Genomic DNA, 13,800 nt, shown 5'->3' on the forward strand with positions numbered 1-13,800 from the left:
GCACCGTGAGGTGCCCTTTCCGTTCGAATTCGTTTCAAGGCGTCGTCGCCTGGATCGTGTACCCGCCGATCGAGCCGTAGTCGCTATAACCGGGACTCGTGGGATCGCCGATTCCATCCACATCGACCCGATAGGTGCCAGCCGCAAGCACGCCGGTCCATTTCACCTCACCGCCGTCATCGGTCCAGCCGGTTCCGCTTGGCACCGCGACTGCGCCCGCGCTGGTGTAGATCTTCATCCCCGGAGCCAGCGAATACGAGCCATCCTGATCGGAGTTCAACGTGATGGTCACCGTCTGGCTTGCATCGAGCACGAGGCGGTAGCTGTCGACATCCGTGCGGGAGGTGATGTTCGCGGTGATCGCGGGCAGCGCGCCGGTCGATTGGATCGGCAGATCGACGGCGATGTTCAGGGTGTCCCCCGCTTCATCCGCCCGCACCGGCAGGTAGCCACCGATGATCGCGAGGTCGTCCTCAGGGTTGGACGCTCCCGCGTAGTCGCCAATCGAAAACTGGCGGTAGAACTTGTAATACGGCGTCCCCATCCACGGGCCCCACGAGAAGCGCGCGCCACTGTGGCCCTCGTAGTACTCCTCCGTCTTCGTGCCATCGTGGCTGAGTCCCAGATTGTGGCCGAGTTCGTGAACCGCGATGGTGCCGTATGAATCGATCGTGTAGTCGCCCGTCGTGAATGCCAGGGCGGGCTGATACGCCGGCTCGCCAAAGACGCCCACGTAGCCGAGCCCCGCCGCGCTCGAGTTGAACTTCGCCGGTTCCGAGTTGAACAAGCACCACGTCCGGTTCGCCGACGGAGTCGCGTCGAACACGCTCTTGTCGGTGGTCACGTTCACATCGAACGCCCGATAGGCCTCCGCCACCATGATCCAGATGTCATGGCATCCCTGATCGCCGAATTTCGAATACACCGAGGCGGTCGTGATCGGCGCGCTGGTCTTGTTCCAAGCCGTGCCGGTCAGGGTCGTGCCATTGAACTCCAGATAAATCACCTTCGTGGCTCCCGGCTTGCTCTGCAGGGCCGGCACCGGAGAGGGCGGGCCCGTCGTCACCACCGGCGGCGCGCTGATCGTCACCGTGGCAGCCGGCGCGGTGACCATCACCGGCAGTTTGGAAAACTGGATCGAAAACGCCTCCTCGCCCTCCAACGTCGCATCCCCCAGGATGGAGACGGGCACCACGAAGGTTCCTTGCCCGGCCGCCAGCTTGATCGTACCCGAGGTGCCGGTGAAATCGGTGCCAGCCACGGCCGAGCCCGATACGAGCTTCCACGAAAAGCTGACTGCCTCCTGAACCGGCGGCGTCACCGTAAAGGGCACGGAGTACGTCGCCTTCTGCTTCGCCACGTCACCGCTTGGCTCGGACAACACCTGGGGTGCGTCCACCGACACCGTGGATGTCCACTCGTCATCGAAAATCGTGCCGGTCCCCTCCGCCTTGCCAACGGTCGCGTTCACCGGGCTGGAAAGCACCACCTTGAAAGTCTCGTCCCCCTCGGACACACGGTCCGGCATGGTGGTCACGGAGATCACCCCGGAGGTCTGGCCGCTGCGCAGCGTCAGCTTGCCGCTGGCCTTCTTGTAATCGGAGCCCCCCGTCGCGGTGACGTCCACCAGTGTCCACTGCACCGAGATCGCAGCCTTGCCCGAACCGGACGCCACGCCGCACACCACCGGAAACTTCATCACATTCCCCTTCGTCTGCCCTTCCGCCATGCTGACGTCTCCCACCGAGATAACCGCACTGCCAGCGGGCACATCCGGAGTCACCACCGAAGTGGGCGGCAAGACCGCCGCCGGAGTGGTCGCTTCCGCCGGGGTGAGCATCCCGTCCGGGCGCTCCACGCCATAGGAACACACCAGATCCGCGACCGGCATCCGGCTTACGGCGAGCTCATCCGAACCCGCCGCCACCTTCAGTCGGTAGACGTTCTCATCGCCGCGATAGCGGATGTGGCCTTGGAAGCCGCCATCCGGATCCAAGTTGCCGAAAAGTTCACCGGTCGATTCACCCGATTCCGCATCGGTGCCCAGGTCCAGACGGATGGCTCGCCCCCCATCCTCGCGCACCACATTCATCACCACTTCGCCGTCCACCGGAAGCATCCCCTTGCCAAGGGACAACGAAATCCGGTGTCCGGTTTCCCAAGACGCCACGCCCTGCTTGCCGGTAATCGGTAGTGCGGAAACCACACGCCGCGAGTCCGGCAGCCCGGCCTCCACCGGCCACAATCTGACCTCACGGGGACGTTCTTCCCGCCCCGATGGAACGTCGTCGCCAAGGTTTCCAGCAGCAAGCTTGGCATCGCCTCCGGAATGGACGCGGGCGCTCACCGGCGCGGACGGTGACGCGGACTGATGGGTGGTGATTTTCCAGACAGTGAGGCCAGTCGCCGCCAAGGCGACAAAACCGCACAGCCAGGCACGCAAGTGACTGGAGTGTTTCATAGGGACAGCAGCAAGGGTGAGGCACCCGAAGACAAAGCAACCGCTGGGTGGGCGGCCAAGGGGATGGATGCCACGGGAAAATAAACCATCCTAGATCACGTATAGCAAGACAGTTAGAAAGATTCCGTCTTGGCGAACTTATGGCCGTTTTTACTTCCTTGCACGCAAGTAGGGGCGGCCACCGCTGCTTGGAATGACACTCGCTCTCCCAAAGCAGGCCTTCTACGGTCCCGGCAATGCTTTCCCACCTCCCCGCTCTCCTTCAATTTCTCACCACCGGGGCCATCTGGCTGGTCGTCCTTGTCTGCCTGCTACGAGCCTGCAAGCGGATCGAATCCGCGGCCGCCCTCCGGCTTCTCACTCCAGCCCTGTGGCTGCTCGCCGCAGCGGGCGCGTGGGAAGTCCTCTCCCTTCTGATCGATTTGAAAAACGCGGTGGCCCACCGCGGCGGCAATGGATTGAAACTGCCGCCTCCTCATTCCAAAGGCGGCCCCGCGTGGTGGGAGTGGCTGCGTTTCGCCGCTCAAACCTCGGGTGTGTTGTTTTTCTGCCCGAAAATCCGGAAATCCCTGATCGCCGTGGCCATCCTTGGCACGCTGCTGTTCTGGTTCGAACATCAGGCGTTCCTCTCCGGGTTGGTTCGCTAGCAGGCCCGCGGCGGCCGGTCATTCCCACGGCCGCCGGTGCCCGGCCAAGAAGTGGCAGGAGACCCGTGCCTTCGTCCAGCTCGCCATCTTGTAGGCCAAGGTCAGCACGATGGCCGCCATCGCCGCCATCGCCGCGAAGCTCTGGCTGCCGCGGTCCATGAGCTGATTGATCAGGACAAAGACGAGGATCGTGATCACCCCCGCCGCGAGAAACCCCAAGCTCTCCGCGATCGCCCATTGGCACCGGGTCATCCGGGCGGGACACTCTTCACACCGTCGGCGCTCCAGACCGCCACCGTGTGCGGTGGCCATGGAATCCTTGAGGAAAGTTTCGCCGCGGGTGTCCGAAGTGTCGTTCGATGGACCGGTCATGTGATGCCTCCGTTTCCGATGAAACCGCGCCATGAAAAAAAGGCGCTCTAGTATCGGGAACTCTATGAATCCCGGGCATCACTTGCAAGAAGATGTCTGCCCCACACCGCAAAAAACGCGGATCGCACCCGCCCGATCACCCAGTCAATTGACCGGCGGCAAGGGCAAGCCGGCTTCCAGCAACTGCTCCACCGGACTCCAGCCCATGGGCGGCTTCACCGTGGCGCTCCACCACACCCCCTGCCGATCCACCAGCCACTGGCGGCGCAATTCGATCAGGCGATCTTCCTCGGTCTCCCCGCCATATTCATCTCCCGATTCCGCGCTGCACGAGGGGCAAACCTCGTGGGTCACGTCTCCCCTCTCCAGCACGTCAATGCCTGGATACCCGCAGACCGGACAGCCGTGGGACCGAATTTTCATCCGCCTTTCTAACCATTAGACAGCGGGATCCATTCTGGCGAGCCCTTTTCCGCTCAGCGCTTCTCGTCCCATTTCCGTCCCCACGCCCACCCTCCGCTGGAGGTCAGGGAATCCCGGTCCTTGGCTCCTTGGTCGCTACCCTTGGGAGGCAGGGACACGTCCTTGTCTTCGGGGAAGCCGTCGTTGGGACCTTCTGGAGGCGTCTGGAAGCGATCGGGCTCCCCCTCATACCAGTAGGGCAATCCGCTCATCTCCCACCCTTCCCTTGGATTCCAGCAATTGCAAATGACCAAAGGCCGCCACCGGGCGCATTTTGCAGCGCCCCATCTCTGGCAGGCCGATTAAACGCAAAATGCAACGCGTCCGATGCACTCCACAGCGCCCGTCATGGCGGCGGCCCAGAGCCCGCGATTGCAAGTGCTTGATCCGTCGACAACTGGATGAAATCGCCGCCGACTCCCACCGAGCGGCACGCGGTCTGCATTTTCACCATCGTCTGAATCCGCACTCCGTTGTCCGTCCCCCACACACTCCAGTGAAGGAGATGGGCACGCCGCGCGTCGAACATCTGGAAGCGCCCCTCGTGGGCCGCGCCATCCGCACCGCCAACCCAATCCCTTGCCATGAAACCCAAAACACGCCTCGGGCTCCCCTTCGAGGGAGCGGTCTTGTCCATGGTGAACCACGACTGGATCAGCATGGTCGCCTTCAACGGTGCGGACCTCTGTGTCCTCTGGACTCCGCATGGAGCCGAATGCGCCTCCACCCTCTACAAGGTGATGCAGCACTTCCGCATCCGCACGCTTTCCGACCTCGCCGAGTTCGACCGCTCGTGCCAAGGGTGCTCCTCCGCCAGGATTTCGATGAACATCGGTCCTCGCGTGCGCTCCTTCTGGAACCAGTGCAGTCAGGAACTCTCCTTCAGCGGAAACCTGCGCGGGCTCTGCGAAATGGTGCAGCTCGCGATGCTGGCCCGGGTGCCATAGCGGGTTACGGCACCCCGGACCGCGTGTGGGCCTCCAAAGCAGGAGCCGTCTCGCCGTCAGCGCGGCAAGACGAATCCGGGCGCAGGCCCACCACCCCGGACTGCCCCATGCCTCCATCCGGAGTTGGTGCCGGGAAGCTCGTTCCCATCACACAGACGGTAGCAAACCCGAGGATCAAAGAGCATTCATAGGCGAGTTCGCGAATTCGGGCGGTCAAACGCATGGAGGTCCCTTCGCAGGCGGCGGACCAGCCACAATCCCTTGGAATTGCAAGGAACATGGATCCAGCCGGAGGGTAATCTGCACTCGCACCGCGCAAATCGCCCCTCCCGTCCCGATGCCGGACGGCGGCCCGATGGACCACCGTCCGGCTTGAACGAGGTCAATTCGACGACGCCTTGATCTGGAGGAAACCCTTGCCCGCCAATCCTTCCGACTCATCGAGCCGGAAAGTCTGGAGTTCGTAACCGGGATCGCCCGAAGGAACCGTGTTCACGTGGCTCACCTGCCGGGTGAAGGTGACGAGATCGAGGCTCCCCCGAACCGTGTAGTGCACCCCATCCACCGTGGCGGTCTGGCTGCCATCGCCTGCCGCTGAAAATACCGCTCCCGCCCGCACCGCCACCGTGAGGGTCAATTCCTGATGGCTATCCGAGTTGGTATCGGTGAGCGAAGTCGTGATCAGACCACGGGACGAGGCATCGAGCGGCTCTCCCGCGAACGCGAATTCGTTGAAGTTGCTCACTCCATCATGATCCGCATCGCCGGCAGGATCGGCGAGGAGATTGCCGAACTTCGCAAGCTCCCACGAATCCAGCATTCCATCGTGGTCGGTGTCCGTGGTGGACGGAGTGGCGTCGTAGCAAACGGCACTGAAGCTATCCAGAATCGCCGTCTTCGCACCGTCCGAGAACAGATGGCAACCGTATACTCCCACCACCAGGTCCGTGAGCGGATCCAGGAAAGTCGGTTGCACCGTGGGAGTGGCATCCACCCCGTTCGCCGTGAGATGCCAGACACCGCCGATCCGGCTGATCTCCACCGTGAGGGAGATCCCGGCGCGCAATGCCCCGTTTCCTCCAATGAAGGCGGCATCGGAATCGTTCGCCCCGTTCGTGTTCACGCCGAGGGCCGTGTCGGTTCCGATCACCCCGCCACGCACCACGGCCGTGGAGCTGCCACCGGCGAAGATTCCGATCTGATCCGCACCCGCGGTGGCGGGCAGATTGATGAATTTCGCCCGAGCCTTGAAGTCCTGGGTTCCCGTGAAGCCGAGCGACGACAGCCGGATGCCAATCATCTCCGCTTCGCCCAGATTGTTCTGGCCGTTGAGGTCCGAGTTGGTGGTGGTCATCCGCAGGGTGCCATTCAGGGTGTCCAGCACGAGGTTCGGATCATTGGCGGCCAGCGTCGTTCCCGTTCCTGGAAGCCGGGTATCGAATCCGACACCGGTGCCGGCCGCATCCTTCAACCCGTTCTCCGCCGCGGTGAACCCGAGGAATTTCACCGTGTCCGGAGCCCCCGTACCGTTGACGTTCGTCGGGGTGGACTGGGTGTTCATCGGGTTCGAGTTCGCTTGGTATTCCGCCAGGTTGTTCGCGCCATCACCGTCCGGATCGCCGGTGGCCGATTGGGCCATCGCGCTGCCGAACATCGCCACCTCCCATTTGTCGTCGAGGCCGTCCTGATCATAGTCTCCGTTCGGCGCGCCCGGAGTGAGCGGGTCGGCAGGATCGGTGCCCATGTTGAACTCGGCGATGTTGGTCCAGCCATCGTGATCGAAATCCCCAAGCTTGCCGTCATCGCCCGCCGCGCTGTTCGGGTTCAACCCATGGAGTGTTTCCCACGCGTCCGGCAGGTCGTCGCCATCCTGGTCGTTGCTCCCCGCCACTCCCAGCAGGGCAGTGGGCGGCAGCGCCACGTTGCTGATGCGCACTTCATCGATCGAACCGATCCAGCGATCCCCGTGGTTGTCATTGGGATTCCGGCTCGTGCCGTAGCGGCCACGCCCCAGGGTCCATCCCCAGGCATCTCCGTTCACGTCCGTGCCCGGGTTCACCAACGCCGAATTGGTGCTGGAACTCACATCGGTGGATGCCACGAGCCGATAGGCGGCATCGGTGGCGTCCTTGCGGTAAAGCTTCAATGTGGTGCCATCGCAACTGGCCGCGAAACTGTGCCATGCTCCGAAGGTGATCGCGGTGGTATCCACCGCCTGCCAGAAATGACCGGCGACATCGGCATAGGCGATCCGCACCCGGTTCGATCCATCCCCCATTTTCTGGAAGTAAATCGGAGCGGCGGCGGGATCTGGGGAAACGGTGTTGCCCTCCCGGCCCACGAACGTCCTCCAGCCACCGAGATTCGTGCACTTGATGGACGCCTCGATGGTCCACGTCGAGGACGTCCAGGTATCGAGGTTGGTTCCGCCGGGGGAAGACTGCGCGGACCAGGTGAACATGGCGGGGTAGTCCCCGCTGTTGGTCACGCTGAAGGCATTCGCGGCACCGCTCTGCGGCACCGTGGCAAACGGCACATCCGCCGTGTAGACGTGGCCGGCCCACGGATGCTCCCACGCCCAGACGGTGTTGCCGTTGCCGGACACATCGATCACCTTGATTCCCTCGCCGGTGGCGGTGGTGGTCCTTCCATTGGTGTCTTCCACCTGGGTGGTTCCCCCGGCGTCCGGGACATTGGTGCCATCTCCTTCAAACCGCCAGTAGGCGATCGTGTTGGCGTCAACGCCAGCCGTCATCAGCCATAAACTGACAAGGGTGGCGCGCTTCAAGGGATTTGCGGGTAGGTTAGCGGTCATCTCTCAGGTTTTTGCAATGGCACCGCAGCCCCGTTCCGGTGGTTCATCCTTGGATGATTTTCCCCCGGCACGGACTCCACGGCGTGTAAGGGGAATTATCTAGGAAGCGCCCTCTTGTATGATTCCGATATCTTTGGGCATGAATCCGACTCGATGACTTCCGACTCACCCAGTTGCCTCCAACAACCTCGTCAGGCGACCGCGCCCCTGACCGAAATTGCAGTCAAATTCCCCGTTTCGAACCTGGATTCCAAAAGACCCGGACGATCCTTTCCGCCGCCCTCACCAGCGGCACAAACACCAACACAACCAATTGTTTTTCAATCCATTAAATCACCACCACCTCCTCCAAATCATTCTCCACCAAACCTCTCCACTCAGACGAAACATCCGGCCAAACCATCGCCATTTTTGCTGGAACGCGACTTTATCGACCTCCCTGCCTCTTCGGCACACCGTCTTCGAAACGACGATCCTCAAGGAGACGGAAAAAGAAGCTCCAACCAGATGTCCATTTTGTAGACATTCGGAATTCATGGCTGCTGGCTGACGTTCATTTCCTGGATACCGATCAAGGATTGCCGAAGTGAATTCCTTTGCTAGTGGTGTAGCTCCTCATTTCCGCCGTGGAGCCCCTTCCGTCACGAATCTCACTCCAGAAGCACCTCCTCACGGTGTTGAGGAACGGTATTCAATCGGGGCGATGGACCGGAGAACTTCCGCCCGAGTCGGATCTCTGCCGTGAACTCCACGTCAGCCGCATGACCCTGCGCAAGGCGCTGTCCGAACTCGCGCGCGAGCAATGGATCTCCCTCGGCGGACGCGGGCGGCTCCACCGCATCGAACAGGCGACCGTGAGAGCCCCCTCCGGCCAAGGCCGCACCATCCGGGTCCTGACTCCCTACACCTTCGCGGGCCTCGGCACCACCGGCCACGTTATCTTGGAAACCGTGGCGGAGCAGGTTTCCGCGTCGGGTTTCCGGCTTGAGATCGAGCATCATCCCGGCGTGTTCGAGGGCTTTCAAACGGGCAAGCTGGCCCGCTTGCACGCGCTCCCGGACACCGCCGCGTGGTTGCTGTTCTACACCACGTCCGAAATGCAGCGCTGGTTCGAGGAACGCGGCACACCGGCGCTGGTGGTCGGGCGCACCCACGAAGGCGTTTCCCTGCCCTCCGTCTATCCGGACCTGCCCGCGGCGGCCCGCCATGCCGCCGGGTTGTTCTGTGCACGGGGACACCGGGACCTCGTGTATCTGATCGCGTCCTTCACCAGCCTTGGCGACCGCATGGCTTCCGAAGCCTTCGCCGCGGAAGGACATCGGCTCGGAGCGAATGTCCGGATCGTGGAGCATGATCCGGATGTCCACTCGGTGGCCCGGGCAGTGGTGCGGACGCTCGCCGAACGACCGCGGCCCACCGCCTACTACTGCGCCTGCCCCGAACACGTGGTGACGGCGCTCTGCCGGTTGCAATCCGCGGGAATCCCGGTGCCGGACGCGGTCTCGATCATCTCGGGATGGGACGACCATTGCCTGGACTTCACCTATCCACCGGTTTCCCGTTACCGGGTCAGCGGTGGCCGGATGGGCCGCCGCATCGCCCGCAGCATCCTGAAGATGATCCACGGTGAACGGGAACCCTCGGCCGCACGCGCGATCCTGCCGGAGTTCCTCGAAGGAGCCACCTTGGGATACGCACCCCAATCCCTCCCGAGGAGGCTGCCGGTTCGCGCCGCCAACACGCTCGACTGAAATCAGAACGCGGTGCCTGCGGCGACCAGCGCCTCACGGGTGCGCCGCGTGATTTCCGCCCAATGGCCATCGTTCACGAGCTGCCTCTCGACGATCCACGAAGCGCCCACCGCCGCGACGGCTGGCACATCGAGATAGCTGCGGAGATTCGTCGTGGTGATGCCTCCCGTCGGGATGAACTTCACGCCAGTATGGCCATAGGGACCCGAGAGGGCCTTGAGCATCGGCACGCCACCCGCTGTTTCCGCGGGGAAAAATTTCAGGACCCCGCAACCGAGCGACAAAGCCATTTCGATCTCGCTCGGAGTCATAACACCGGGCGAGAACTGAAGGCCCACCTCAGCCGCCTTCACGATCGTCCGGGGATTCAATCCCGGAGCCAGTCCGAAGGATGCGCCCGCATCCTTCGCCTGCTGGACCTGATCGGCGTCCAGCAGCGTGCCCGCTCCCAACAGGATCTCGGGGAAGCGTTCCGAAATGCGCCGGATCGACCCGGCCGCCGCTGGAGTCCGGAAGGTGACCTCCATGATGTCCAGCCCACCGGCCAGCAAGGCTTCCGCCAGCGGCAAGGCATCGTCCACCCGGTCCAGGACCACGACCGGGACCACTCGTTTCGCTAGGATACGTTCCAACATGATTGAAAAGGTTTATACGGCCGGGCTCACAGCGAATGACGCAGGCCGAGCGCGAGGCCGCGCAGCTCGGACAGGCCGCGCATGCGGCCGAGGCAGGAATAGCCGGGCGTGATGCCAGGCGGCTTGCCCAGATCATCCATCATCGTGTGGCCGTGGTCGGGGCGGATGGAAAGCTGCCAATCCGCGCGCCCTTCCCCGCGGCGGCGGTCCTGTTCGCGGATCAAGTTCGCCATCACCGCCGGCATGTCGACCGAGCCCGCGAGGTGATCGGCTTCGTAAAAGGTGCCGTCGGGCAACAGCTTCGTGCTGCGCAGGTGGGCGGCATGGATGCGTGGAGCGAAGCGTTCCACCATCGCGGGCAGATCGTTGTCCGGGCGCGCGCTGAACGAACCGGTGCAGAAGCACAGGCCATTCACCGGGCTGTCCACCATCCGGAAGATCGTGTCGACATCGTCCGCGGTGGAAACGATCCGCGGCAAGCCCAGCACCGGAAACGGCGGGTCGTCCGGGTGAATGGCGAGCCGTATTCCCAAGGCTTCGGCCGCGGGCACCACCGCCTCCAGGAAACGGGCGAGATTCGCCCGCAACTCCGCGGCGTCGATGTCGCGATAGCGGGCAAGCATGGCCCGGATGTCATCGATGGTCAGCGACCACTTCACCCCAGGGAACACGTCGATGATCGTGCGGATGAACTCATCCCGCGCCCCGTCATCGAGGCCCCTCCACCACGCGGCCGCCTGCTCGCGCTGGGAATCCGTGTATTCCTCCGCGGCTTCGGGACGCTGGAGGGCATGAAGCTCGAACGCTGCGAACTTCACCGGATCATAGAGCAGGCACTCCGATCCATCCGGCAGGCGATGGCGCATGTCCGTTCTGACCCAATCGAGCACGGGCATGAAATTGTAGATCACGGTGGTGATCCCCTCGCCCGCCAGGTTCCGCAGGCTGTCCACGTAGTTGGCGAAGAGTGTCTTCAGGTCGCCGCTCGCGGTCTTGATGTCCTCGTGGACCGGCACCGATTCGACCACCGACCATGTCAGCCCCGCGGCCTCGATCTCCCGCTTGCGTTCGCGGATCGCCTCGACCGGCCAGCGTTCGCCATATGGGATCTGGTGGAGCGAGCTGAATACCGCGGTCGCCCCCGCTTGGCGGATGTAAGCCAGCGGCACCGGATCATTCGGCCCGAACCAGCGGAAGCATTCCTGGAACAGGAACAGATTGGGATTCTCCAAGTTCATCGCCGCTCAATCGCGTTTGTTGGGGATGATCACCACCGGTCCGAGTTGGGACGGTTTGAGATCCCCGAGGTCGACCACCACCTTGTCGAAGACCACACCCGGATCGAGCGGACGGAGAACCAGCGTGTGCTTGCCGGGTTTCGCAATCATGTGGTCGCTGACTCCGACGGTGATCTGGCTCACCACGTTCGTGGCCCATTCCCCGCCATTCACCTTGGCCGAAAGATCGACCTCCTGCTCCGAGCCGCCATCGATGGCTGCGGCGTAGCGGAGCTTGACGGTGCGGTTCAGCGGGAAGGTCGGAATGCAATCGACGCGGACCTTCCCGGGCCCATCCTTGACGGTGGTGAACTCATAGGTGAGCGAGGCCCCGGCCGGAGCCACGGTGGTGGGCAGCAGCGCGATGGAATCCCCGCTGCGACCAAGACCGGAGATGACTTTCCACGAGGTCCCTTTCCCCTCCTCCCTGCGGAGCGGTTGCTCCGCCTCGAAGGCCACGCTGGTCTTGTCTTCGGGTCCGCTGGCAGCCGCCGCCACGGCACGTTCCTGGATGTTCTTCTCCTCCGGCTTGCGGAGAGCCGGACGGTTACGCGGCGCGGAGGGCATCATGTAGCGCCATTTCCCGCCGGCGATCTTCTCGTTGAAGGTCGTGGTTTCCTTCTGGAGCTGGTCGTAGGCCTTCATCGCTCCGTTGAAGTCCCCGCTCCAGTTCATGTCGAAGGCCAACGCGGTGCCCCGCACCTGGTAGAGAACCATTTCGAAGAACGGGTCCTTCCTGGCAGCGGGCAGCTTCTCATACAGCGCGTTCGCCCGCTTCACCAGCCCGGCGAGCCGTTGCCGGCGGGCCTCGATCTCGCCGTAATTGTTGGAGAACTTCACCAGGTAAAGGTGCTCCGGCTTCGATTGCTGGTTCACCCGGTAGTATTCATCCATGATCGACGCGACCTCGACCGCGTCCGCCTCGCCGAATTCACGGGTGGCCCATTGCTTCAAGAACAGCGGCTGCGCGTTCTCATCGAAAGCGGTGATGTCATACGCCATCTTCAGGAAGAACTCCGTGCCGATCTCCATCGGCTTGATGTCGCCGACATTCACCACCCAGTAGTTCCGCGCGCCGTTCTCGTAGGCCTTGTGCATTTCCTCCCACGTCAGGGACAGCGGTGAGGTGCCGATCCACAGATAGTCGGCAGGATCCCCCCAGTAGGAATGGTGGTAGTAAACGCCCGCGCCGCCCCTGCGCTTCTGCTCCTCGGGGGTGGAGAGCTGGCGGATGTATCCGAAGTTGTCATCCACCCATACCAGCGTGACATCGTCGGGGACCTTCAGCCCGTTCTGGTAGTAGGGCAGCACCTCCTTGTAGGGCACGAACACCTGCGGCACCTGCTCCACCTTCGGATTCACATGGCGGGCGATGAGCTCGCGCTGGTCGGCGAAGACCCGCTCGATGCGCTCCTTGCGTTCCGTCATCGTCCCACCGCCTTGCATCGGGCTGTCATGAATCCCGCGGATGCCGAGCGTGTAGGCATACTCATACTTCCCCAGCCCCTGAACGCGCTTTTCCCAGGCGGCCTTGACCTCGTCCGCGTGGGTCACGTAGTTCCAGTGGTCCTTCGGCAAGGTCCACTCGGAAGCATTGTTGTACAACATCGGCTCCGCATGGGAGCTGCCCACAACGATGCCGTAATCATCCGCGACTCCGACGTTCGCCGGATCGGAGAAAAAGGCGGCGGTGCCTTCATGCATCGCGGGCCACAGCAAGTTCGCCTTGAGGCGCAGCAGCAACTCGCCAACCCGTGCGTAGGTCTTCGGGCCGATGTTCTTCTTCTCGGGCTCCAGGGTCTTGGCCGCCCACGGACGGAGACCAAAGTCCTCGTCATTGATGAAAATGCCGCGGTATTTCACGGACGGAGGACCTTGGACGGTCCGCTGCTCCTTCACCGCGATGGTGCTTCGCGGAGCCGGTGCCACATCGGCCCACCATACCCAGGGAGACACTCCGATGGCTTCGGAAAGGCTGAAGGCACCATAGGCCGTTCCACGCCGGTCGCTGCCCGCGATCACCAATCCTCTCTTCACTCCGGGCAAGGGATCGGTAACGGTGGCCACCACGTAGGACTCCCACTTGCCCGCAACCTCCGTCACGGAGAGCTTCCGATCCTTCACCAGTTTGTCGATGAGCCGACTCTTGCCGATGGTGCCGATGAGCACCGCGTTTTCCGACACGCCTTGGGCACTGCCGAGCACCCGGGGCTTTTTCCCCACAACGCGGTTGATGTCCTCCGACAGGCAGTCCGAAGCGATGCGGACCACCTTGAAGTCCGCGTCGTCCACCACCACATCCGCCACTCCACCCGGACCAGCCAGCGGGAAATCGCTGGCACCGGCCTGCGGGGAGATCGCGATCGGTGCCGCCGCCAGAGAACCGGCGAGCGAACAAAAGAGAAGCACCACCTGGGTGAGTTGTTTTCTCAT

General features: G+C 63.0%; 11 protein-coding genes. 3 read left to right on the forward strand and 8 right to left on the reverse strand.

The features are described from left to right. Positions 1-34: 34 nt before the first annotated feature. A complete protein-coding gene (locus llg_RS20775) occupies positions 35-2,461 on the reverse strand; it encodes a Calx-beta domain-containing protein (RefSeq protein ID WP_338286966.1) in 2,427 nt (808 codons plus the stop codon). Positions 2,462-2,697: 236 nt separating this feature from the next. On the opposite strand from llg_RS20775, the gene llg_RS20780 reads away from it, so the two are divergent. Further along, positions 2,698-3,108, forward strand: coding sequence for a hypothetical protein (locus tag llg_RS20780; RefSeq protein WP_338286967.1), 411 nt, complete (start codon positions 2,698-2,700; stop codon positions 3,106-3,108). 18 nt (positions 3,109-3,126) lie between these two features. On the opposite strand, the gene llg_RS20785 is transcribed toward llg_RS20780, so the two are convergent. The 3 genes from llg_RS20785 to llg_RS20795 form a co-directional block, all read right to left on the reverse strand. Next, positions 3,127-3,480, reverse strand: a complete 354-nt coding sequence (locus tag llg_RS20785; RefSeq protein WP_338286968.1) for a hypothetical protein — start codon at positions 3,478-3,480, stop codon at positions 3,127-3,129. A 144-nt stretch (positions 3,481-3,624) separates the two neighbouring features. Continuing rightward, the gene (locus tag llg_RS20790) at positions 3,625-3,903 is read right to left on the reverse strand and encodes a hypothetical protein (protein ID WP_338286969.1); all 279 of its coding nucleotides are present in this window, start codon (positions 3,901-3,903) and stop codon (positions 3,625-3,627) included. Positions 3,904-3,956: 53 nt separating this feature from the next. After that, complete coding sequence (locus tag llg_RS20795) at positions 3,957-4,154, reverse strand: hypothetical protein (protein ID WP_338286970.1); 198 nt, start codon at positions 4,152-4,154, stop codon at positions 3,957-3,959. Positions 4,155-4,526: 372 nt separating this feature from the next. On the opposite strand from llg_RS20795, the gene llg_RS20800 reads away from it, so the two are divergent. Then, on the forward strand, positions 4,527-4,889 hold the full coding sequence (locus llg_RS20800; protein ID WP_338286971.1) for a hypothetical protein: 363 nt from the start codon (positions 4,527-4,529) through the stop codon (positions 4,887-4,889). Positions 4,890-5,271: 382 nt separating this feature from the next. Here the strand turns inward: llg_RS20800 and llg_RS20805 are convergent, their stop codons facing one another. Beyond that, positions 5,272-7,677, reverse strand: coding sequence for a hypothetical protein (locus llg_RS20805; protein WP_338286972.1), 2,406 nt, complete (start codon positions 7,675-7,677; stop codon positions 5,272-5,274). A gap of 788 nt (positions 7,678-8,465) precedes the next feature. Between llg_RS20805 and llg_RS20810 the strand changes: the two genes are divergently transcribed. After that, positions 8,466-9,455 carry a substrate-binding domain-containing protein gene (locus tag llg_RS20810; RefSeq protein ID WP_338286973.1) on the forward strand — a complete coding sequence of 330 codons (990 nt, stop codon included), beginning with the start codon at positions 8,466-8,468 and terminating at the stop codon, positions 9,453-9,455. Positions 9,456-9,457: 2 nt separating this feature from the next. Here the strand turns inward: llg_RS20810 and eda are convergent, their stop codons facing one another. The 3 genes from eda to llg_RS20825 are packed head-to-tail and all read right to left on the reverse strand — an operon-like array spanning position 9,458 to position 13,800. Then, complete coding sequence (eda, locus tag llg_RS20815) at positions 9,458-10,090, reverse strand: bifunctional 4-hydroxy-2-oxoglutarate aldolase/2-dehydro-3-deoxy-phosphogluconate aldolase (RefSeq protein ID WP_338286974.1); 633 nt, start codon at positions 10,088-10,090, stop codon at positions 9,458-9,460. A 26-nt stretch (positions 10,091-10,116) separates the two neighbouring features. Continuing rightward, complete coding sequence (uxuA, locus tag llg_RS20820; RefSeq protein WP_338286976.1) at positions 10,117-11,328, reverse strand: mannonate dehydratase; 1,212 nt, start codon at positions 11,326-11,328, stop codon at positions 10,117-10,119. 6 nt (positions 11,329-11,334) lie between these two features. Beyond that, positions 11,335-13,800, reverse strand: coding sequence for a glycosyl hydrolase 115 family protein (locus llg_RS20825; RefSeq protein ID WP_338286978.1), 2,466 nt, complete (start codon positions 13,798-13,800; stop codon positions 11,335-11,337).

This window comes from Luteolibacter sp. LG18, assembly GCF_036322585.1.
GTDB lineage: Bacteria > Verrucomicrobiota > Verrucomicrobiia > Verrucomicrobiales > Akkermansiaceae > Luteolibacter.

Bases quoted from the DNA above. Each gene is read 5' to 3' on its own strand.
- llg_RS20775 (WP_338286966.1), bottom strand. From the start codon at position 2,461: ATGAAACACTCCAGTCACTTGCGTGCCTGGCTGTGCGGTTTTGTCGCC.
- llg_RS20780 (WP_338286967.1), top strand. From the start codon at position 2,698: ATGCTTTCCCACCTCCCCGCTCTCCTTCAATTTCTCACCACCGGGGCC.
- llg_RS20785 (WP_338286968.1), bottom strand. From the start codon at position 3,480: ATGACCGGTCCATCGAACGACACTTCGGACACCCGCGGCGAAACTTTC.
- llg_RS20790 (WP_338286969.1), bottom strand. From the start codon at position 3,903: ATGAAAATTCGGTCCCACGGCTGTCCGGTCTGCGGGTATCCAGGCATT.
- llg_RS20795 (WP_338286970.1), bottom strand. From the start codon at position 4,154: ATGAGCGGATTGCCCTACTGGTATGAGGGGGAGCCCGATCGCTTCCAG.
- llg_RS20800 (WP_338286971.1), top strand. From the start codon at position 4,527: ATGAAACCCAAAACACGCCTCGGGCTCCCCTTCGAGGGAGCGGTCTTG.
- llg_RS20810 (WP_338286973.1), top strand. From the start codon at position 8,466: ATGACCCTGCGCAAGGCGCTGTCCGAACTCGCGCGCGAGCAATGGATC.
- eda (WP_338286974.1), bottom strand. From the start codon at position 10,090: ATGTTGGAACGTATCCTAGCGAAACGAGTGGTCCCGGTCGTGGTCCTG.
- uxuA (WP_338286976.1), bottom strand. From the start codon at position 11,328: ATGAACTTGGAGAATCCCAATCTGTTCCTGTTCCAGGAATGCTTCCGC.
- llg_RS20825 (WP_338286978.1), bottom strand. From the start codon at position 13,800: ATGAGAAAACAACTCACCCAGGTGGTGCTTCTCTTTTGTTCGCTCGCC.